Raw genomic sequence first — 20,484 nt, forward strand, 5'->3', positions numbered from 1 at the left:
TCGCGGCGGTCTTGGCGCCTTACCCGGTCGCTGTGCCGCTTTTTCCGGGGAGGCCGTAATTGAGTAGCGCAGTCGCGGGGATCGCATTCCTCGTTTTGCTCGTGGCAGCGTTGGCGGCGACGCATGCGCCGCTGGGCGACTACATGTACCGTGTCTACACGTCGCCGCGAGACTTGAAAGTCGAGAAGGCCATATATCGCGTCATCGGCGTCGACGCAAAAGCTGAACAATCTTGGCCCGCCTATGCACGCAGCGTTCTGGCGTTCTCGGCGGTCGGTGTTTTGGTCTTGTTCTTCTTCGAGCTGTTCCAGGACAAGTTGCCGCTGCACCTGCATGATCCGGCGACCAAGATGACGCCGTCGTTGGCCTGGGATACCGCGGTCAGCTTTGTGACCAACACCAGCTGGCAGTCCTATGCCGGTGAGTCGACGGAGGGCCATCTGGTGCAGATGGCCGGCCTGGCGGTGCAGAGCTTCCTGTCCGGTGCGGTGGGCATGGCGGTGGCGGTGGCCCTGGTTCGCGGATTCGCCCGTGACAAAACCCAAGAGCTGGGCAACTTTTGGGTCGATATGGTCCGTGGCACGGTGCGTATTCTGCTGCCGATCGCGTTCGTCGGCGCGGTCGTGCTTCTGGCCGGCGGGGTGATTCAGAATTTCCACCTCAACGACCAGGTCGTCACCACGTTGAACGGCGTCCATCAGACGATCACCGGCGGACCGGTCGCCAGCCAGGAACCCGTCAAGTTGATCACCGGCGACGGCGGCGGGTTCTACAACGCCCAATCAGCGCATCCGTTCGAGAACCCGAGCGGATGGACGAACGGCTTCCAAATCTTCCTGATGTTCGTGATCCCTTTTTCGATGCCCCGCACCTTCGGGCGCATGGTCGACAGCAAAAAACAGGGTTACGCGATCGCCGCGGTCATGGGTGTTCTCGTCGCGGCGAGCGAGGCTCTCGTCCTGCTGTTCCAAGTGGGTCATCACGGCACCGTGCCCACGGCGACCGGTGCCGCCATGGAAGGTGTCGAGCAGCGTTTCGGGGTCTTCGACTCGGCGGTCTTCGCTGGTGCCGGCACGCTTACCTCCGACGGCGCCGTCGACTCGATGCACGACTCCTACACCAGCCTGGGCGGGCTGCTCACGATGTTCAACCAGCAACTCGGCGAGATAGCGCCGGGCGGGATCGGCTCGGGTCTGTACGCGCTGCTGGTGCTGGCGGTGATCTCGGTGTTCATCGCCGGGCTGATGGTCGGACGTACGCCGGAATACCTCGGCAAGAAGATCAGAGCCCGCGAGATGACATTGTCGACGACCTTTATCCTGGCCACCGAGCTGGCGGTGTTGCTCGGCACCGGAATCGCGATGGCGTTCCCCAGCCCGCGGGCCAGCATGGCCAACACCGGGCCGCACGGCCTGTCGGAAGTGCTCTACGCGTTCACTTCGGCGGGTAATACCAACGGGTCGGCGTTCGCAGGGCTGTCGGCGAATACTTTGTTCTACAACACCGCACTGGGGCTGTCGATGCTGCTGGGCAGATACCTGCCGATGATCCTGGTCCTCGCATTGGCTGGTTCGCTTGCCCGCCAAGGACATACGCCGGCATCGGTCGGCACGCTGCCCACCCACCGGCCGCAGTTCGTCGGTCTGGTCGCTGCGGTGGCGGTCATTCTCTGCGCGCTCACCTTCCTACCGGCGCTAGCGCTGGGGCCACTGGCCGAAGGCATCCATTAGATGCGCGGTCGGGCCTACCTCGAGGCCGATTGGCGGCGCGAGGCGCTGCGCACCAACCTGTGGCTCGTCCCGGTGCAGGAAACGGTTGCGGTAGTCCTGTTGTTCGCCCTCACTTACGCGATCGACCGCTCGGCCTATAACGGAATCATCGCGCTGCCGTCGTGGGTGCTGAACGGCAGCGCCGATTCGGCCCGGGCCGTGCTGGCCACCATTGCCGCGGCGATCATCACCGTGGTCGGCATCGTCTTCTCGATCACCATCGTGGCCCTGACACTGGCCTCGACGCAGTTCGGGCCGCGGATGGTGCGAAACTTCGTACGTGACCTGGGAACTCAAATTTCGTTGGGCACGTTCGTCGCGTCGTTTTCTTACGCGACGATCGCGCTGGTCTCGGTGGGCGGCGGCCCGCATGGCGATTTCGTTCCGCACCTGTCGATCACGGTGACGTTCATCCTGACCTTGGTTGACGTGGCGGCGCTGATCTTCTTCTTCAACCACGTCGCCGCGATGATTCAGCTTCCGGTGGTGATCGCCCGCATCGCCGGGACGCTGGCCGAGGAGATCGCCGCGCTCGATCGCGGCGATTCCTACGGGGTCGGCGCGGCGCGTGGCCCCTCGCATGAACAGTTGCTGGCCAGGTTGGCCGAGTCGGGCGCCCCGATCCGCGCGCCGCGCAGCGGCTATCTCCAGGTGATCCGCCACGACGTGCTGGTCAAGATTGCCAGCAAGGCCGACGCGGTGGTCCAGTTGCCCTCCCGTCCCGGGCATTTCCTGGTCGCCGGTCAGGTGGTGGCCTGGGTGTGGCCGCCAGAGGCTGCCCCGGCTGTCGCCGATCGCCTTGCGCTGGGCCACGTGACGGGCGCGTATCGCACGCTGGCGCAGGATATCTCGTTCGGCTTCGATCAGCTGGTCGAGATCGCGCTGCGGGCGCTCTCGCCCGCGGTCAACGACACGTTCACGGGGATGACCTGTGTCGACTGGATTGCCGACTGCCTGTGCCGGCTCTCCACATCGTGGCACCCGCAACGGATCCGCCGCGACGCCGCGGGCAACATCCGTGTCATCGCGTTCGTCGCCGATTTCAACCGGCTTGTGGAGCGCAGCTTCGACACCATCCGTCAGGCCGCAATCGGCATGCCGGCCATCATGATTCGCCAGCTTGACGCGCTGGCCAAGGTCATCGAACAAACCCCCGACCGCAAACGCCGGACGGTCCTGCTTCGCGAAGCCGAGGCAATCCAGCGACTGAGCCTGGCTACAGTAACCGAACCCACCGACCGCGACGACGTCACCAGGCGCTACGAGGCGGTCATGGCGCTGGTCGGCTCCACTGTGCCGGCGCGGCCCGCCGACATCCGACCGATTGACGACGGATTCGACTACGGCAAGGCCGCGCCCGCCGTCTAAGCCGCCCCAGCGCTGTCACCGGCGGCGACTACAGTCGGGCTGATGACCGCTCCACTGAAGGCTGACCTCGTCCTGTCCGGTGGCGGCGTCAAAGGCATCGGGTTGGTCGGCGCCGTCGTCGCGCTGATGGAAGCCGGCTACACCATTCCGCGTGTCTCCGGCACATCCGCAGGCGCGATCGTCAGCGCTGTCTTGGCCGCCGGCTTCGACCAGTTGACTCCCTACGAGGTCAAGGAAATCGCGATGACGTTGCCTTATCGCAAATTCCTCGACCGAGAGCCCTTCACCAAGGTTCCGCTGCTCGGCACGGGGTTGGACCTGCTGAACGGAAATGGGTTGTACAAGGGCGATTTCGCGCGTGAGTGGATTCGTTCGCAGCTGCGAGACCTTGGCGTGCGCACCTTCGGCGACCTGGCCTTCGACGACGCCAATCTGCCGCCGGAGCGGCGCTACCGGCTGGTGGTCACCGCGGCCGACGTGACCACCGGCCAACTGGTGCGGTTGCCGTGGGACTATCACCGGCTCTATGGGATGGACCCCGACGAGCAGGAGGTCGCCGATGCGGTCCGCGCGTCGATGTCGATCCCGTTTTTCTTCAAGACCGTCAAGCTGACCAGCACCGAGGGCTTGACGTCCACGTTGGTCGACGGCGGGATGCTGTCGAACTTCCCGCTGGACACCTTTGACCGCACGGACGACAAAGCGCCGCGCTGGCCGACATTTGGGGTGACCGTGTTGCCGAATCTTCCGCAGGGCAACGACAAGGTGATTCCGTCGTTAGCGCCGTTGCATTGGTTCGGGGGGCCGAGCCTGCTCGAAGCCCTGATCACCACGATGATCGTCGGCCGTGACCAGGCCTACCTGAACCGGCCCTGGGTCAGTGCACGCGCGATCCGGGTCGACTCGAACGACGTTGGGTTTCTCGACTTCAAGATCTCCAAAAAGCAGAGGCAAGCGCTCTACCGACGTGGCTACAACCAGACGGTCGCGTTTTTGTCCACCTGGAACTTCACCCAATACCTCGAGCGGTTCCGCCGACCAATTTGAGCAACTCAAACCGCGAACTCGGCCGCCATCCCGTCGATCCCGGCGCGGATCGCGGCCAGCGCATCGGCCCGGGCCCGCAGCTTCGTCGCGGCGTGCGCGTGCTGCTTGAGGGTCGCGAATTCCCGTGCGGCTTCCTCGGCGCGGTGCAGCACCATATCGGGCAGCACGATCTCGTCGAGCCAGCCGGCGGCGATTGCGGTTTCACCGAAGAACGTCTTGGCCAGCCCGGTGGCTTGCTGGTAGGCCGACCGCGTCAGCCGCAGCTTCATCACCTCCAGCGCCGCGTACGGGATCGTCATACCGATCGCGACCTCGTTGGCCTGGATGTTGTAGGCGGGTGCCGCCACCCGGTGGTCGCCGCTGGCCAGCAAGAACGCACCCATCGCGATGGCGTGGCCGGTGCAGGCCACCACCACGGGCTTCGGGTAGGACAGCAGCCGATAGGTCAGCTCGAAGCCGCCCCTGAGCATGTCGATCGCGGGCTCGATCTCGCCGGACGTCAAGACTTTCAGGTCGAACCCACCGCTGAACACCCGGTGGTTTCCGGCGATCACCACCGCGCCGACGTCATCGCGGTCGGCGTCGTCGAGTGCTTCGTTGAGCGCCTGCTGCATGGTGGGGCCCAGAACGTTGACCTTGCCGTCGTCCATGGTGATGAATGCGAGGGCGTCGTCGAGGCGATAGGTGACCGGATCGCTCATGGACGTGGCTAGACCGCTCGCTCGCCGCAGTGTTTGCCCAGCTCAGCTCGGGCGTCACCCCGACGCAGGCTGACGTCGGTCGGCGGCGCGTCGATCTGACGGGTGCGCCACCGGTCCTTGGTTTCTTCCACCGCGCGGTTCGTCCGTGCGATTTCGCTGCGGAAAACGTCGGCGCGAGTTTCCTTGGTGGCGTGGTGGGAATAGGTCAGCAGGCTGCGCAGGAGTTCCAGCTCGACGACGTCGGCGTATCCGTTGCTGGCGTTTTCGTATTCGGCGACGGTCGGGGCGTGCGGAAACGCAAATTGCACATCGTAAGCCGCGGTTTTGCCGAAATTGCGCACGACGAGCTCGATCAGGTGCCAGTCAGCGGCGTGCGGCTCCATGAACATCCCGACGTGTGGCCGGGTCTGTTCGGTTGCCAGCCGACGGTTACGACGGATTTGCAGGTTGGCGTAGAGCAGCGCGATTACACCGAGAATGGCCATAGCCCAGACGGCCCATGCCAGCCAGGTGCCGGACGTCGCGCCCGCCACCTGGTGCCAACGATCTTCGATCCACGCCATCGAAGAATTCATCCTTCGCTTATATCACAGCGCTTCCGGGCGAGAACGTTCGCTGGACGGCCCGCAAATGCTTGTTCAGCCGCCCATTGACATTCGCCACTGATCGAGCTCAGCGACGCGGTAGACATAGTTGGAACGCTTGACCTCCGACAACGATGCACTCGGTTCCAGCGAGTACCAGTGTCCCGGAAACACCGTCGGATCACCAGCCAGCTGGGCGAGTTTTTGCAGGCTGCGAAACATATCGTCGGAGTCGCCGCCCGGAAAATCGGTGCGGCCACAGCCCTCCAGAAATAATGTGTCACCGGCAACCAGCCGGCCGTCGAGCAGAAAGCATTGGCTGCCCGGCGTGTGACCGGGGGTGTGCAGCAACTCGATCTCTATGTCGCCGGCGCTGACCTTGTCACCATGCTCATGTTGGGTGAGGTCGCCCATGCTGATGCCGGTAACACGCGAAACAAACAGCGCCTCATGGGAATTCACGTGGACGGGTACGCTGACCCGCTCCAGCAGCTCGGTCAGGCCGTTGAGTTCGAAGCCCATCATCGAGCCGCCGACATGGTCGGGGTGGTGGTGAGTGACCAGCACCCCGGACAGGCGCATGCCGTCGGCCTGGCACGCGTCGAGCAGATCGCCGGCGGCGTATGCCGGGTCCACCACCAGGGCGTCGCCGCTCTGGCGGTCTCCGATCAAGTACGCGAAGTTGCGCATCTGGGAAGCGAACCCGTCGCCCTTGGCGAAGTCGCGGCCGGCGAGAAGTTGACGGAAATACAGCCGGTCGGAAGCAGGCATTTACTCAGCCTACGGCCCGCGTTGTTCGGGGTGTCGCGGTGGTGCCGCGACGGCGCTGCTACCTCTTCGACGGTTGGCGAGGTCGTTGAGCGGGTAAGGAGGGAAGATGAGATTCGTCAAGGTTGAGATCGAGATTGATCAGACTCTTCTGGATGAGGCCATGCAGCGGTATCGCGTGCGCAGCCCCCGCGAAGCTGTCAACCTTGCGCTTCGATCGCTGCTGGTTGCCGACTCGGAAGCCGACGTGGACGAGAACGATCCGTTCGGTCTCGCCGCGCTGGATCCGCGCCGGGCGCACAACGCCGGGTGAATCCGGCTGCCGACATTTGTGCGAAAGTCGCTGGGTTTGGTGCCTTCGCAGGCCAGGCTGTACCCTCTTCTAGGCCCGCGGCACGGCTCGACTGGTCGCTACGGGTGCGCCCCCTTAGCTCAGTCGGTAGAGCGTTTCCATGGTAAGGAAAAGGTCAACGGTTCGATTCCGTTAGGGGGCTCGGCGGACGCCGAGCAGGCAGGCGGCCACATCAAGAAGGCCTCAGAAATGAGGTAGAGCGGCCCCGAGGCGATGTAGCTCAGTCGGTTAGAGCGAACGACTCATAATCGTTAGGTCGCCGGTTCGAGTCCGGCCATCGCTACAACACAACAACGAGACGACCCGGAAAGAGAACCGACGTGGCTTCCAGTACCGACGTACGGCCCAAGATCACCTTGGCCTGCGAGGCGTGCAAACACCGCAACTACATCACGAAGAAGAACCGCCGCAACGATCCCGACCGGCTCGAGCTGAAGAAGTTCTGCCCGAACTGTGGCAAGCACCAGGTTCACCGCGAAACGCGCTGACGCCGCCTGCGAGCCATTATCCAGCGGGACTAGGTAGGTTTCAGAGCTGTGTCGTTGAGCAAAGAACTGGTCGGCAGGCACTACCGCTACCCCGATCACTACGAGGTGGAGCGGGAGAAGATCCGGGAGTACGCGACCGCCGTCAAAAACGACGAGCCGGCGTTTTACGAGGAAAAGGCCGCCGCTGTGCTCGGTTACGCCACGCTCCCGGCGCCGCTGACGTTCATCTCCGTCTTCGGCTATAAAGCTATGGCGGCGTGCTTCGAGGAGGCCAACATTGCGACCGACGACGCGCAGATCGTCCAGGTTGACCAGACACTGAAGTTCTTGCAACCGGTCAAGGCCGGCGATCGCCTGTACTGCGACGTGTCCATCGAGTCGGTGCGGCGCGCACACGGCGCGGACATCATCATGACCAAGCAGACCATCACCAACGACAACGGCGACACCGTCCAGGAGGCCTACACGATCTTGGCGGGTCGTGCCGGTGAAGAAGGGGAAGAGGGTTTCAGCAATGCCACGGCGTGAGTTCGATTCGGTGAAGGTGGGAGACCAGCTTCCGGAGAAGGTGTATCCATTGACTCGAGGCGATCTGGTCAACTACGCGGGGGTCTCCGGTGACCTCAACCCGATTCACTGGGATGACGAGATCGCCAAGCAGGTGGGACTGGACACCGCGATCGCGCATGGCATGTTGACCATGGGCCTTGGCGGCGGCTACGTCACCTCCTGGGTTGGCGATCCCGGGGCGGTGACCGAGTACAACGTCCGGTTCACCGCGATGGTGCCGGTGCCCAATGACGGCAAGGGCGCGGAGATCATCTTCAACGGTCGAGTGAAGTCGGTCGATCCCGACACCAAGTCCGTGACGATCGCGCTGACCGCCACCGCCGGAGGCAAGAAGATCTTCGGCCGGGCCGTCGCGTCAGCGACGTTGGCGTAACGGGTGGCGATCAATACCGACATCCGCGGGATGGTGTGGGAATACTCGGACACCTACGTGGTGGGCCGTGAGAAGGTGCGCGAGTTCGCCAAGGCGGTCAAGGCCGACGACCCTGCCTGTCTGGATCAGGAGGCGGCCGCCGAACTCGGGTACGACGGGGTCGTCGCGCCGCCGACGTTCACCACGATTTTTGGGCAGCTGGTCCAGGCGGACTTCATGCGGAAGGTCGATACCGGCTACGACACGATGCATATCGTCCAGGTCGATCAGCGCTTCGTCTTCCACAAGCCGATCCTTGCCGGCGACGTGCTGCATGCCCGGATGGAAGTGCACTCCGTCCAGGAGCGGTTCGGCGCCGACATCGTCGTCACCCGCAATATCTGCACCAATCAGGCGGGCGAGGTGGTGCTGGAGGCCTACACCACGGTGATGGGCCATGAGGGCAGCGACTCGGTCCAGCTCAAGTGGGACATGGAGTCCGGGCAGGTCGTCAGGACAGCGTGATTCGTCTCTGAGACGTGGCCCGATGTACACTCGGACCTCGGGGTTTTCCCATTACCAGCGAGCATCCGAAGTCAAACCGCGGATTGCGCGCGCGTAAATGTGCGAGCCGGCGACGATGCGTCAAGCAATGCGATGTGGAGGAGCGGCTCACCGGGGAAAGCCCCGGCACCAGCAGGTTGGCCTGCCAACCGGCGAAGGGGCGTAGCTCAACTGGCAGAGCAGCGGTCTCCAAAACCGCAGGTTGCAGGTTCAAGTCCTGTCGCCCCTGCCGCGTCCGGCGACGATGCGGGCCGTAACGGCCCGAGGAGGAACCGGACATAGGTAGATAGGTGGTGGACACTGGAAGGTGATCACCAGAACACGAAGCGGAACGAAGGAGATGCGGTGAGCGACGAACGCGACGATGCCGACGCCGCAGCCGATGGCGAAGCCGAGGACCACGGCGGACGAACGGCAGTGGTGACGCGGCCGCAGCGCCCGACAGGCAAGCGATCCCGCCAGCGAGTCAATGCCGACGACACCGACGACGAAAGCTCGTCCGGTGCAGTCGAGCTCACCGAGAGCGCCGCAGACGACGAGGCGGGCAAGAAAGCCAAGAAGGCCCGCACATCGGGCGCGCAGTCGACCAACCCGATCGTCTACGTCTACCACTACCTCAAGCAGGTCATTGCCGAGCTGCGGAAGGTCATCTGGCCCAACCGCAAGCAGATGGGCACCTACACCTCGGTGGTGCTGGCCTTCCTGATATTCATGGTGGCGTTGATCGGCCTGGTGGACCTGGGCCTGGCGAAGCTGGTACTGGTGGTGTTCGGCTGAGGCCGAATCCCATGAGCTTGAGGTGCCGATGTGCTGATGTGTATAGGAAGGACTGAGTAACCGTGACGACCTCCGACGGCGATCTGTCCGCGGGTGACGCGGTCGACATCGCAGCGGCGTTAGACGAGGTTGCGGCCGAGGCGCAAGCCGACCCACAGGCGGCGGGCGACGACGCTGCTGTGTCCGTGGATGACGTTGCGGCCGAGGAAGCCCCGGCAGCCGAGGGGCCGGAAGAGGTCGACCCGGCTGCTGCGCTGAAAGCCGAGCTGCGGACCAAACCTGGCGACTGGTATGTGATCCACTCCTACGCCGGATACGAGAACAAGGTCAAAGCCAACCTCGAGACCCGCGTGCAGAACCTGGACGTCGGTGACTACATCTTCCAGGTGGAAGTGCCCACCGAAGAGGTCACCGAGATCAAGAACGGCCAGCGCAAGCAGGTCAACCGCAAGGTGCTGCCCGGCTACATCCTGGTCCGCATGGACCTGACCGACGACTCCTGGTCGGCGGTGCGCAACACCCCGGGCGTCACCGGGTTCGTCGGTGCGACCTCGCGGCCGTCGGCGCTCTCGCTGGACGACGTGGTGAAGTTCCTGTCGCCGCAGGGCGCAGCCAAGAAACCCGCCAAGGGTGCGGCCAGTACTGCCGCCGCGGCCGGCGACGGCGGTCTGCAACGTCCGGTGGTCGAGGTCGACTACGAGGTCGGCGAATCGGTCACCGTCATGGACGGGCCGTTCGCCACGCTGCCGGCGTCGATCAGCGAAGTCAACGCCGAACAACAGAAACTCAAGGTGCTGGTGTCGATCTTCGGCCGCGAAACACCTGTGGAACTGACCTTTAACCAGGTCTCGAAGATCTAGGAAGGACCCCATGGCTCCGAAGAAGAAAGTCGCCGGGCTGATCAAGCTCCAGATCGAGGCCGGCCAGGCCAACCCGGCGCCGCCGGTGGGACCGGCGCTCGGTCAGCACGGCGTCAACATCATGGAGTTCTGCAAGGCGTACAACGCCGCGACGGAAAACCAGCGCGGCAACGTGATCCCGGTCGAGATCACCGTGTACGAGGACCGCAGCTTCACGTTTGCCCTCAAGACGCCGCCGGCGGCCAAGCTGCTGCTCAAGGCTGCGGGCGTGGGCAAGGGCTCGGCCGAGCCGCACAAGGACAAGGTCGCCAAGGTGACGTGGGATCAGGTCCGCGAAATCGCCGAGACCAAGAAGGCCGACCTCAACGCCAACGACGTCGAGGCCGGCGCCAAGATCATCGCCGGGACCGCCCGGTCGATGGGGATCACCGTCGAATAGACCGGGCGTCCGTGGGAGGGCCAGCTTCGGCCCGCTTTATCGACCACAACCCAACATCAGATTGGATATCGAATGAGCAAGAACAGCAAGGCGTATCGCGCCGCTGCCGAGAAGGTGGACCGCAGCAACTTCTACACCCCGCTGCAAGCCGCCAAGCTGGCCAAGGAGACGTCGTCGACCAAGCAGGACTCGACCGTCGAGGTGGCGATCCGGCTCGGTGTCGACCCGCGCAAAGCCGACCAGATGGTCCGCGGCACGGTCAATCTGCCGCACGGCACCGGTAAGACGGCCCGGGTGGCCGTGTTCGCGGTGGGAGACAAGGCCGATGAGGCCGTCGCGGCGGGCGCCGACGTGGTGGGCAGCGACGACCTGATCGAGAAGATCCAGGGCGGGTTCTTGGACTTCGACGCCGCGATCGCTACGCCTGACCAGATGGCCAAGGTCGGCCGGATCGCGCGGATCCTCGGCCCGCGCGGCCTGATGCCCAACCCCAAGACCGGCACGGTTACTCCCGACCTCGCCAAGGCGGTGTCGGACATCAAGGGCGGCAAGATCAACTTCCGGGTGGACAAGCAGGCCAATCTGAACTTCATCATCGGTAAGGCGTCATTCGACGAGAAGCAGCTCGCAGAGAACTACGGCGCGGCGATCGACGAGGTACTGCGGCACAAGCCGGCGTCGTCGAAAGGCCGCTACCTGAAGAAGGTCACGGTGTCGACGACCACCGGCCCGGGTATCCCGGTCGACCCGTCGATCACCCGCAACGTCGCCGAGGCGTAATCACCGGGATTTCCACCGCGGGTCACCGACGGTAGAACTCCACCGTCTCTTAGACTTTCCTCATGGGAAGTGCCTCGGGAAGCGATGGTGTCGGTCGGGGAAATCGGCCGGAGTTGACCGACTACCTCGATGCGGAGGGCAGCATCGTCTTGCCGCCAGGCGTCAGCCTGGTGACGTTTCTGGATCGCCACATCGCCAACATCGGCGATGCCGTTGCTTACCGCTACCTGGATTACACCGAGCATCCCGACGGTAAAGCCGTCAACTTGACCTGGTCCCAGCTGGGCATCAGGTTGCGGGCCATCGGTGCTCGCCTCCAGCAGGTGACGTCCCGGGGTGATCGCGTGGCGATACTGGCGCCGCAGAGCATCGACTATATTGTCGGTTTCTTCGCCGCGATCAAGGCGGGGAACATCGCGGTGCCGTTGTTCGCGCCGGAGTTGCCCGGGCATGCGGAGCGGCTCAACGCGGTGCTCGGCGATGCCCAGCCGGCGGTGGTGCTGACCACCGCCGCCGCGGGTGCGGCGGTTGCAGAGTTTGTGCGGTCGCTGCCGCGCAGTCGCAGGCCGCGGGTCATCGCGATCGATGAGATCCCCGACACGGTGGGCGTCACGTTCGCCCCGGTTCATCTCGACACCGACGACATCGCGTATTTGCAGTACACCTCAGGTTCGACGCGGGCCCCGGCCGGTGTGGAGATCACCCACCGGGCGGTCGGCACCAACGTGCTGCAGATGGTGATCTCGACCGGCATGGACTGGGACATCCGCAGCGTGAGCTGGTTGCCGCTCTACCATGACATGGGCCTGCTGATGATCGTGTGCGTGGCGGTATTCGGCACCCAAGTCACGCTCATGTCGCCGATCGCGTTCGTCCGAAGGCCACAGCGCTGGATCCGCCAGCTGGCAGCGGAGGCTGCGCACGGCCGCACCTTCGCGGCGGCTCCGAATTTCGCGTTCGAGCTGGCCGCTGAGCGCGGGCTTCCCGACGCCGGCGAGGATCTCGAGCTGAGCAACGTGGTGTCGCTGATCAATGGCTCCGAACCGGTAAGCATTCACTCGATCGCGAAGTTCAACGCGGCGTTTGCCCCGTATGGATTGCCGAGCACGGCGATAAAACCGTCATACGGCATGGCCGAAGCGACCCTTTTTGTGTCGACCATCGATCCCGCCGCCGGGGCAACCGTCGTCTATTTGGACCGCGACCAGTTGGGCGCCGGGCGCGCGGTTCGGCTCTCGCCGGATGCGCGGGGCGCCATCGCGCAGGTATCCTGCGGCCGCATCGCCCGCAGTCAGTGGGGTGTCATTGTCAACCCCGATACCGAGGCGGAACTACCCGACGGTGAGGTCGGCGAAATCTGGTTGCACGGCAACAATATCGGCCGTGGTTACTGGGCACGCCCCGAAGAATCCGAGCGGGTGTTCGGCAACAAGCTGCAGCGCCCACTGCCAGCAGGCAGCCATGCGGACGGGGCGCCGAGCGAGGCCACCTGGCTGCGGACCGGTGATCTCGGCGTCTACCTCGCCGGTGAGCTCTACATCACTGGGCGTATCAAGGATCTGATCATCGTCGACGGCCGCAATCACTATCCGCAGGATATCGAGGCCACCGCGGCGCAGGCGTCGTCGGCGGTGCGATCGGGTTACGTCGCGGCGTTTTCGGTGCCGGCGAACCGGGTGCGGGGAGCGCGAGGCGATGAGGCCGGCGAGCGTTTGGTCGTCGTTGCCGAACGGGCGCCGGGCGCGGGCCGCATTGATCTGCAACCGGTAACCGACGCCATCCGGGCGGCGGTGTCGCGCAGGCATGGCCTGCCGTTGTCGGATGTGCTGCTGGTGCCGGCCGGCGCTATCCCGCGCACCACCAGCGGCAAGCTGGCGCGTCGCGCGTGTCGCGCGCAATACGTCAACGGCGAGTTGCGCGTACGGGGCCGGGGCTGAGGCGTGCGGCCGGGCTACTTCTGCAGCGTGTATTGATGAACGCTGGTATAGCCCTCGCGGAATAACCGGACGCAGCCGTTGAGGTATTTGTCGTAGCGGTCGTAAATCTCCTGCGACTGGGCCGCGATGGCCTCGACCCGGTGCGCCGCCAACGCCGCCGCCCAATCCTGCAGTGTCCGAACGTAATTCGGCCCTATTTCGTCGTCCCGGGTCACGGCAAACCCTGCCGCAGTCGCGTATTCCCCGGGCATCGGCGGCGACGGCAACTGCCCACCGGGGAAGATCTCTTTCATGATGAACAGGACGAACCGGGCCAATTCGAGGGTCAGCGGAAGGCCATTGCGCTGAGCCTCGTCCGAGCCGCTGAGCGTGGTGATGGTGTGCAGCAGCATCCGGCCGTCTTCCGGTAACGCGTTATAGGCCATCTCGAAGAAGGCGGGATAGCGGTCCCGGCCGAAGTGCTCGAACGCGCCGATCGACACGATGCGGTCGACCTTGCCGTCGAATTCCTCCCAGCCCTGCAGCCGCACCTCGACGTTGCGGGTGGTCGGAATTTTGGCCAGCTTGGCGATCGCATATTCTCGCTGACGTTCGCTGAGGGTGAGTCCGATCACGTTGACGTCGTAGTTTTCGAGCGCGCGCGCCATCCCGCCGCCCCAGCCGCACCCGATGTCGAGCAGGGTAGCTCCCGGCTGCAGGTCCAGTTTGCCCAGCGCAAGGTCGAACTTGGCGTTTTGCGCCTCATCGCGGGTGGTGTTCTTGCTCTCGTAGTAGCCGCAGGTATAGCCCATCGTGGGCCCCAAGAACAGCTCGAAGAACTCGTTGGAAATGTCGTAGATCGACTGAAGCTCTTCGTACTTCGGCTTGAATTTCGCCACTGCTGTAGGGTTCTCCATCTTGAGGTGAGATTGCTGGCGACCGCATGCCGCCATTTGTCGGCTACACGGTGCATCACCACGGCCGCGCGCGATGACCTGGCGATCATAGCCAGCCGACTGCGCCCATCAGCCCCCGGGTGCGCGGTTGTCGGGCGGTCGCGCCATGACTGGCCACTCGGCGGCGAAAGCTCGGCGATGCGTCGACGCAGGTAGTCGCGGCCCGGCTCGGAACCATTGGACGCCAACCCCGTGCGAAACCAGATCACGGCGTCGGTGTGCCGTCCGGCCCGTCGCAGTAAGTCGGCGCGCATCGACGCGACCAGGTTGGACCGGGCCGGTCGCGGATCGTGCGCTGCCTCCTCCAGCGCCGCCAGGCCCGCATCCGGGCCGTCGCGAAAGCCAACTGCCAGCGCTCTATTCGCCCGGGCCGCTGGCGAATCTAAATTTAAGCCGCCGCGCCTGGCTTGAGGTAGGTGACCAGGCTGACGTCCAGCATGTCGTCGTTGAAGTAGTACTCGGTGCCGCGAAGGTACTTCATGTAGCGCTGATAGACCTCTTCGGAGGTGATCTCGATGGCCTTGGCTTCCTTGGCCTCGAGCGCGTCGCTCCAGATCCGCAGCGTCCTGATGTAGTGGTGGCGCAGCGAAAGCGGCTCCGGCACGACAAAACCGGCCTTTTCGCCATGCGCGACCATCATGCTGGTCGACGGCAGGCGGCCACCGGGGAAGATCTCGGTGAGGATGAACTTGATGAACCGAGCCGTCTCGAACGTCAGCTTCTTGCCGCGCGCGTTCAGCTCGTAGGGGTGATAGCTCACGCTGCTCTGCACCGTCATCCGCCCGTCGTCGGGCATGATGTTGAAACAGTTGTTGAAGAAGTTGTCGTAACGCTCGAAGCCGAAGTGCTCGAAGGCCTCGATGGAGACGATCCGGTCGACGGGGTCGGTGAATTCCTCCCAGCCGCGCAGCAGGACCTGATGTGAGCGGCCGGTGTCGATGTTGTCAAGCAGCTGCTCGGAGTAGGCGCGCTGGTTCTTGCTCAGGGTCAGCCCGACGACGTTGACGTCGTATTTCTCGATCGCGCGTTTCATGGTGGCGCCCCAACCGCAGCCGATGTCCAGCAGCGTCATGCCCGGCCGCAGGTCCAGCCGGTCCAGGTGCAGGTCGATTTTGGCGATCTGGGCTTGCTCGAGTGTGAGGTCGGGCGGCTCGAAGTAGGCGCAGCTGTAGGTCCGGCTGTGGTCTTGGAACAGGCGGAAGAAATCGTCGGACAGGTCGTAGTGGGCCTGGATCTCCTCGAAGTGCACCGGCATCTTCGCTCCAGTTGCTGGCTTATCAGGCATCAGCGTTTCGTCGCCCTTCCTCGTGCTCTGCAGTGTTGCCTCAACCGGGTTGCGTGCTCGCCAGCTGCACAACACGCGAGTAGTGAGAGCACAATACCCGGCATCGTGTAGCACTGGAGGCAGCCCACGCTCTCTGTGGTGCCGCGGGCGGCTATTTCTCCAGTGTGAATTGGTTGGCGTCGATGTATCCCACCCGGAATCCGTTAGCGCATCCGGTCAAATAACGCATGTAGCGCTCGTAGACCTCTTCGGACTGGATCTCAACGGCCTGGCTCTTGTGCGCCAGCAGCGCGGCGGCCCAGTGGTCGAGGGTCTTGGCGTAGTGCGGCTGCAGCGACTGCCGGCGGGTCAGCTTGAAGCCGGCCTTCGACGAGTGGTCCTCGACCTTCTCGATCGACGGCAACCGGCCACCCGGGAAGATATCGGTGACGATGAATTTCATGAACCGGGCCAGCTCGAAGGTCAGCGGCATGCCGCGTTCGACCATCTGCGGGCCGGTCAGACCGGTGATCGTGTGCAGCAGCATCACCCCGTCGTCCGGCAGCGCTTTGTAGGCCATGGCGAAGAAGTCGTCGTAGCGGTCGTGGCCGAAGTGCTCGAAGGCGCCGATTGAGACGATCCGGTCCACCGGATCGTCGAACTCCTCCCAGCCGGCCAGCAGGATCCGCTTGGTACGCGGGCTGTCCAGCTCGCCGAACATCTTCTGCACGTGCGCGGCCTGGTTCTTGCTCAGGGTCAGCCCAATGACGTTGACGTCGTATTTCTCGATCCCGCGGCGCATCGTGCTACCCCAGCCGCAGCCCACGTCGAGCAGTGTCATGCCGGGCTGAAGACCGAGCTTGCCCAGGGCCAAGTCGACCTTGGCTCGCTGGGCCTCTTCCAGTGTCATATCGTCACGCTCGAAGTAAGCGCAGCTGTACGTCTGGCTCGGATCCAGGAAAAGCCGGAAGAAGTCGTCAGACAAGTCGTAGTGCGCCTGGACGTCTTCGAAATGTGGCCTGAGTTTTCCCGCCACGCCGGCGTGCGCCTTTCTGGTTCTCCCCCCGGTACCCGCAAGTCATGGTAGTCGATCGGCCAGGTCAGACGGAATCGGCGAACGTGGTGGTCAGTTCGCCGATCAGCCGATCCCACAGCTGCTCGGGCAGGTCGTGGCCCATGCCGTCGATCAAGACCAGCCGGGCGCCACGGATCGCGCGGGCCACCACCCGGCCGCCGAACGGGCGCTGCAACTTGTCGGCGCGGCCATGCAGAACCACGGTGGGTGCGCTGATCTGCCGGTCGTAGCGCCGCAGGCTGCCGCTGGCGATGATCGCGCTGAAATGCCGGGCGATGCCCCTCGGGTAGTAGCAGCGTTCGTAGGCCTCGATCGCGTCGTTACGCAGCCGCTGTTCGGTCGCGGGGTAGTCGGGGCTGCCGATGATCCGCCAGACCTTCACGGAGTAGTCGGCAATCGCGTCGATCGGCGAATTGGGTGGCGGCCCCTTGAGGACCGCGAACAGTGCGCGCGGGTCAGGCGGGGGCAAGAACGCCTGGTTGTTGCTGGAGAAGATCACCGCCAGCGACCGGGTTCGCGCGCGGAACCGTGCGGCGAAGATCTGGGCGATCATGCCGCCCATCGAGGCGCCGACAATGTGGGCACGGTCGATGCCGAGGTGGTCGAGCACCGCGGCGGCGTCGTCGGCCATGTCTTCCAGGCGGTAGTCCGCGTCGCCGGGGATGCCCAGCCAGAACTTGAGCATCCGGGGGACAAGCGCCCCGCCGGTGTGGCGCCGTTCGGTTTTGCTGGACAGGCCGACGTCGCGGTTGTCGTAGCGGATCACCCGCAGACCTTCGGCGACAAGCTTCTCGCAGAAGCCGTCGCGCCACAGCAACAGCTGCGAACCCAGCCCCATGATCAACAGGACGGCCGGGTCGCCGGGGTCGCCCATGTCCTCGTAGTAAATGTCCAGTTCGCCGGAACGTGCTGTGCCGCTTCGGATTTCCAATGATCTACACTTCGACGTCGGATTGGTGCTCGCGGCTGACCTCGACCATGAAGTTAGCGAAGTAGCCGGTGAGCTGCGCGTCGGACATCATCTGCCATCGCGGCGCCAGCAGCTTCATGTACCGCTCCACGTAAAGGAACTGCTTACCGATCAACACCAGTTCGCGGGGTAGCTTGATGTCGTAGGCGTCGGCCAACGCGGAGAGCTGCCGACCGATGTCGGCATACGACATGTCGCCCAGCGTCTGCATGGTCAGCGGGGTGGCGAAGCTCTCCAGGTCCTTGGCGGCCTGAGCTTCGGGCCTCATGGTGCCCACGGCGCCCATCAACACGACGATCTTGCCCGCCGCGGCGTGGTCCTTCTTGACCAGCAGGGCATACACCAACTCGCGCAGCAGCCAGCGGGTACGCGGGTCGACGCGGCCCATGATGCCGAAGTCGAAGAACACGATGCGGCCCGCCTCGTCGACGTAGAGGTTGCCGGCGTGCAGGTCGCCGTGGAAAAGGCCGTGCCGCAGACCGCCCTCGAAGAGGCTGAACAGCAACGTCTTGACCAGCTCGGTGCCGTCGAACCCGGCCTTGCGGATGGCGGCGACGTCATCGATGCGGATGCCCTGCACGCTCTCCATCGTCAACACCCGGTCGGTGGTCAGATCCCAATACACCTGGGGCACCCGGATGCCCCGGCCCAGCGGTGAGGCGTGCAGGTGGGATACCCAGGCCTCCATCGACTGCGCCTCGAGGCGGAAGTTCAGCTCCTCGGCCAGGTTGTCGGAAAAGTCGGCGACGACATCTTGGGCGGATAACCGGCGACCCAGCTTGGCCAGCTCCACAGCCTGCGCGAAGCGCTTGAGGATCTGCAGGTCGGCGGCGATGCGCCGACGGATGCCCGGCCGCTGGATTTTGACCACGACGTCCTCGCCGGTGTGCAGGGTGGCGTAGTGCACCTGGGCGATGGACGCCGAGGCAAACGGCTGCTCTTCGAAGCTGGCGAACAGCTCCGACGGGTCGGCGCCGAGCTCCTCGGCGAGCAGCTTGTGCACCTCGTCTGGGTTGGCCGGCGGCACCCGGTCGAGCAGCCAGCGAAATTCACGCGACAGCTCCTCACCGAATGCGCCCGGGCTGGACGCGATGATCTGCCCGAACTTGACATAGGTGGGGCCGAGGTCGGCAAAGGTTTGCGGCAGCTGCTTGACTATCTTTTGCTGCAACGGGCCCTTGCCCGGCAGCTTGGTGACGACGCGCGCGGCGGTGCGGGTCAGCTGCCAACCCGTCACGCCGATGCGGGCCGCTTCCACCGGCAACGGCACCCGGTCAAGCTTGGCTACTTCGCGGTGGGTGTTGGAACTCATTCGTGCAGTGTCTCAAATCGCCCAGGTCGGTACCGAATCAAGTAGGTCACGGCGTTGGGTGCTCGGCCGCGAGCGTGCATGGTTGTGCGTCCAGCGCGGCGTGTCGCCGTACAGACGCGCACGCTCGCGGCAGGGCGCACCGTCCGGGGTATCGCGGCGGGCCAGACCGCTACGAGTCAGCATTCTTGCCCGCTGACTTTTTCCAGGGCTTTACCCACGGCCGGGGCTCCCAGTTCTCCAGCCCGGCGATCAGCTCGTACATGGTGGCGCCGTCGATGCTTTCCCGGATGATGTCGGCATGCCGGCGTGGCGAGCCAGCTCGTTGATCACATGCAGGATCACCCATCGGACCGACCACGCCTCGAGGTCCTTGGGGAACCAGGGAATGTCGGTCGGCACCGGCACCGCGGCGTCCAGGTCGGTCGGCACCGGCACCGCGGCATCCAGGTCGGCGGTCTGGACCAGCCGCAGCGATTTCGCGTTTTCGGCCTCGAAGGATGCCAGCAGCCCGGCCAGTGTTTCGTCGGGCCGCATCACATGCTGGTCCCCGAAGTCCCTGGCGATCTCCTCGAACGACCGGGTGTCGCGCGGCGGCGCGCCGGGCGTCGCGGCGACGCGTGCCATCCAGGCGCGCTGCATACCGGTGGCGTGCTTGACCAGCCCGCCGATCGACAATTTGCTGACTGTCGGCGTCAGGCGGGCCTGTTCGTCCGTGAGGCCGTAGGCAACCGCGAAGTAGGCGCTCTGGTGGAACACCAAGTATTCGCGCAGGGCGCTGCGTTCGTCGGTCACGGGCGAGGCGAGGGCGGGCATTGCCGGTCCTTTCGATCGGGGTCGAAGAGAGCTTCGCGCCCACTCTGTTCTTCACGATCGCGGGCGGCTTCGACGTGCCGTCACGCCGTGACACCAAGCCGATCGATGAGCGCCAGAAACGCCACAGCGAAGTCATTGTCGGCGGTGTCCGCGCGAACCCGTTCCCAATCGACCTGCTCGCGGACCGCGCGCACTGCCGGCAGCAACGGCCCGAAGTCGAGCGCGAACTCGGGTCCGTTGGCCGCGAGCGCCGACGCGGCGCGCCGCAACGCTTCACGCAGCTCGTCGTTGCGGGCGAACACCGATGATCCGTCGGCCGTCATGGTGGGTAGGTAGTACCCATGCGGATGGCCACCTTCAACATCCTGCACGGGCGCAACATCGACGACGGGCAGGTCGACGTCGACCGGTTGGCGGATTGTGTGCGGCGGCTCGATGCCGATGTGCTGGCGTTGCAGGAGGTCGATTGCGACCAGCCCCGCTCGGCGATGGCCGATCTCACCGCGGTCGCGGCCGAGGCGATGGGCGCGGTGAGCCACCGATTCGTCGCCGCCATTTCCGGCACTCCGGGCGCAACGTGGATGGCTGCGACCGGCCGCGAGCAGCCGGGCATCGCGAGCTACGGGATTGCGCTGCTGTCCCGGTTCGACACCGACGCGTGTTCGGCGCCGACGCTGCCGATCTCGGATCATCGGGCGCTGATCATCGACGTGTCGCGTCGGTGAGGACGCGACACGGCGCCCGTCCGGCGTCGTAGGG

Annotated in this window: 22 protein-coding genes, 3 tRNA genes and 3 pseudogenes; 17 read left to right on the top strand and 11 right to left on the bottom strand. The window is 64.8% G+C overall.

What is annotated here, in order from left to right; all coding sequences use genetic code 11:
• Window positions 1–59: 59 nt before the first annotated feature.
• Genes kdpA through M5I08_RS03230 form a run of 3 tightly spaced genes read left to right on the top strand, consistent with a single transcriptional unit; the run spans window position 60 to window position 4,184 of the window.
• Entirely contained in the window at window positions 60–1,730 is a 1,671-nt protein-coding gene (gene kdpA / locus M5I08_RS03220) for a potassium-transporting ATPase subunit KdpA (protein WP_219067399.1), read from the top strand.
• Window positions 1,731–3,137, top strand: coding sequence for a DUF2254 domain-containing protein (locus tag M5I08_RS03225; protein ID WP_219067400.1), 1,407 nt, complete (start codon window positions 1,731–1,733; stop codon window positions 3,135–3,137).
• Window positions 3,138–3,179: 42 nt separating this feature from the next.
• The gene (locus tag M5I08_RS03230; RefSeq protein WP_219067401.1) at window positions 3,180–4,184 is read left to right on the top strand and encodes a patatin-like phospholipase family protein; all 1,005 of its coding nucleotides are present in this window, start codon (window positions 3,180–3,182) and stop codon (window positions 4,182–4,184) included.
• A 5-nt stretch (window positions 4,185–4,189) separates the two neighbouring features.
• Here M5I08_RS03230 and M5I08_RS03235 read toward each other — a convergent pair whose 3' ends face one another.
• The 3 genes from M5I08_RS03235 to M5I08_RS03245 form a co-directional block, all read right to left on the bottom strand.
• Window positions 4,190–4,885: a crotonase/enoyl-CoA hydratase family protein gene (locus tag M5I08_RS03235; RefSeq protein WP_219067402.1), complete on the bottom strand. Its 696-nt coding sequence runs from the start codon at window positions 4,883–4,885 to the stop codon at window positions 4,190–4,192.
• 8 nt (window positions 4,886–4,893) lie between these two features.
• Complete coding sequence (locus M5I08_RS03240; protein WP_219067403.1) at window positions 4,894–5,460, bottom strand: DUF8453 domain-containing protein; 567 nt, start codon at window positions 5,458–5,460, stop codon at window positions 4,894–4,896.
• A gap of 63 nt (window positions 5,461–5,523) precedes the next feature.
• Entirely contained in the window at window positions 5,524–6,240 is a 717-nt protein-coding gene (locus tag M5I08_RS03245; RefSeq protein ID WP_219067404.1) for an MBL fold metallo-hydrolase, read from the bottom strand.
• A gap of 106 nt (window positions 6,241–6,346) precedes the next feature.
• On the opposite strand from M5I08_RS03245, the gene M5I08_RS03250 reads away from it, so the two are divergent.
• The 13 genes from M5I08_RS03250 (at window position 6,347) to M5I08_RS03310 (ending at window position 13,356) form a co-directional block, all read left to right on the top strand.
• Window positions 6,347–6,550, top strand: a complete 204-nt coding sequence (locus M5I08_RS03250) for a type II toxin-antitoxin system VapB family antitoxin (protein WP_219067405.1) — start codon at window positions 6,347–6,349, stop codon at window positions 6,548–6,550.
• A gap of 108 nt (window positions 6,551–6,658) precedes the next feature.
• Window positions 6,659–6,731: transfer RNA gene (locus M5I08_RS03255), tRNA-Thr, on the top strand.
• Window positions 6,732–6,798: 67 nt separating this feature from the next.
• A tRNA-Met gene (locus M5I08_RS03260) sits at window positions 6,799–6,872 on the top strand.
• Between the two features lie 37 nt (window positions 6,873–6,909).
• Window positions 6,910–7,077, top strand: coding sequence for a 50S ribosomal protein L33 (gene rpmG, locus M5I08_RS03265; RefSeq protein WP_219067406.1), 168 nt, complete (start codon window positions 6,910–6,912; stop codon window positions 7,075–7,077).
• Between the two features lie 48 nt (window positions 7,078–7,125).
• Entirely contained in the window at window positions 7,126–7,605 is a 480-nt protein-coding gene (hadA, locus tag M5I08_RS03270) for a (3R)-hydroxyacyl-ACP dehydratase subunit HadA (RefSeq protein WP_219067407.1), read from the top strand.
• Window positions 7,592–8,020 (top strand): (3R)-hydroxyacyl-ACP dehydratase subunit HadB, encoded by a 429-nt coding sequence (hadB, locus tag M5I08_RS03275; protein ID WP_219067408.1) that lies wholly within the window; start codon window positions 7,592–7,594, stop codon window positions 8,018–8,020. Before hadA ends, hadB begins: the two co-directional genes overlap by 14 nt.
• A gap of 3 nt (window positions 8,021–8,023) precedes the next feature.
• Window positions 8,024–8,524 carry a (3R)-hydroxyacyl-ACP dehydratase subunit HadC gene (gene hadC, locus M5I08_RS03280; RefSeq protein ID WP_219067409.1) on the top strand — a complete coding sequence of 167 codons (501 nt, stop codon included), beginning with the start codon at window positions 8,024–8,026 and terminating at the stop codon, window positions 8,522–8,524.
• Window positions 8,525–8,719: 195 nt separating this feature from the next.
• Window positions 8,720–8,792, top strand: a tRNA-Trp gene (locus M5I08_RS03285).
• A 116-nt stretch (window positions 8,793–8,908) separates the two neighbouring features.
• Window positions 8,909–9,340 carry a preprotein translocase subunit SecE gene (secE, locus tag M5I08_RS03290; protein WP_219067410.1) on the top strand — a complete coding sequence of 144 codons (432 nt, stop codon included), beginning with the start codon at window positions 8,909–8,911 and terminating at the stop codon, window positions 9,338–9,340.
• A gap of 62 nt (window positions 9,341–9,402) precedes the next feature.
• On the top strand, window positions 9,403–10,200 hold the full coding sequence (nusG, locus tag M5I08_RS03295; protein WP_219067411.1) for a transcription termination/antitermination protein NusG: 798 nt from the start codon (window positions 9,403–9,405) through the stop codon (window positions 10,198–10,200).
• A 10-nt stretch (window positions 10,201–10,210) separates the two neighbouring features.
• Window positions 10,211–10,639, top strand: a complete 429-nt coding sequence (gene rplK / locus M5I08_RS03300) for a 50S ribosomal protein L11 (RefSeq protein WP_219067412.1) — start codon at window positions 10,211–10,213, stop codon at window positions 10,637–10,639.
• Between the two features lie 72 nt (window positions 10,640–10,711).
• Entirely contained in the window at window positions 10,712–11,419 is a 708-nt protein-coding gene (gene rplA / locus M5I08_RS03305; RefSeq protein ID WP_219067413.1) for a 50S ribosomal protein L1, read from the top strand.
• A gap of 62 nt (window positions 11,420–11,481) precedes the next feature.
• Complete coding sequence (locus tag M5I08_RS03310) at window positions 11,482–13,356, top strand: fatty acyl-AMP ligase (RefSeq protein ID WP_219067414.1); 1,875 nt, start codon at window positions 11,482–11,484, stop codon at window positions 13,354–13,356.
• 14 nt (window positions 13,357–13,370) lie between these two features.
• On the opposite strand, the gene M5I08_RS03315 is transcribed toward M5I08_RS03310, so the two are convergent.
• The 8 genes and pseudogenes from M5I08_RS03315 to M5I08_RS03350 all read right to left on the bottom strand — a co-directional run bounded on the left by M5I08_RS03315 (window position 13,371) and on the right by M5I08_RS03350 (window position 20,048).
• Window positions 13,371–14,234 carry a cyclopropane mycolic acid synthase family methyltransferase gene (locus tag M5I08_RS03315; protein WP_304502942.1) on the bottom strand — a complete coding sequence of 288 codons (864 nt, stop codon included), beginning with the start codon at window positions 14,232–14,234 and terminating at the stop codon, window positions 13,371–13,373.
• Between the two features lie 170 nt (window positions 14,235–14,404).
• Window positions 14,405–14,674 (bottom strand): annotated as a pseudogene (locus M5I08_RS03320) (RNA polymerase subunit sigma-24); the annotation flags it as partial.
• Window positions 14,675–14,679: 5 nt separating this feature from the next.
• A complete protein-coding gene (locus tag M5I08_RS03325) occupies window positions 14,680–15,576 on the bottom strand; it encodes a cyclopropane mycolic acid synthase family methyltransferase (RefSeq protein WP_219067416.1) in 897 nt (298 codons plus the stop codon).
• A 151-nt stretch (window positions 15,577–15,727) separates the two neighbouring features.
• Complete coding sequence (locus M5I08_RS03330; RefSeq protein ID WP_219067417.1) at window positions 15,728–16,591, bottom strand: cyclopropane mycolic acid synthase family methyltransferase; 864 nt, start codon at window positions 16,589–16,591, stop codon at window positions 15,728–15,730.
• A 64-nt stretch (window positions 16,592–16,655) separates the two neighbouring features.
• Window positions 16,656–17,561, bottom strand: coding sequence for an alpha/beta fold hydrolase (locus M5I08_RS03335; RefSeq protein ID WP_219067418.1), 906 nt, complete (start codon window positions 17,559–17,561; stop codon window positions 16,656–16,658).
• A 4-nt stretch (window positions 17,562–17,565) separates the two neighbouring features.
• Window positions 17,566–18,912, bottom strand: a complete 1,347-nt coding sequence (locus M5I08_RS03340; protein ID WP_219067419.1) for an ABC1 kinase family protein — start codon at window positions 18,910–18,912, stop codon at window positions 17,566–17,568.
• A 169-nt stretch (window positions 18,913–19,081) separates the two neighbouring features.
• Window positions 19,082–19,725, bottom strand: a pseudogene (locus tag M5I08_RS03345) (DinB family protein).
• Window positions 19,726–19,805: 80 nt separating this feature from the next.
• A complete protein-coding gene (locus M5I08_RS03350) occupies window positions 19,806–20,048 on the bottom strand; it encodes a hypothetical protein (RefSeq protein WP_219067420.1) in 243 nt (80 codons plus the stop codon).
• Window positions 20,049–20,066: 18 nt separating this feature from the next.
• On the opposite strand from M5I08_RS03350, the pseudogene M5I08_RS03355 reads away from it, so the two are divergent.
• Window positions 20,067–20,405 (top strand): annotated as a pseudogene (locus M5I08_RS03355) (endonuclease/exonuclease/phosphatase family protein); the annotation flags it as partial.
• Window positions 20,406–20,484 lie beyond the last annotated feature (79 nt).

This window comes from Candidatus Mycobacterium methanotrophicum, assembly GCF_023515995.1.
In the GTDB taxonomy this organism is placed as follows: domain Bacteria; phylum Actinomycetota; class Actinomycetes; order Mycobacteriales; family Mycobacteriaceae; genus Mycobacterium; species Mycobacterium methanotrophicum.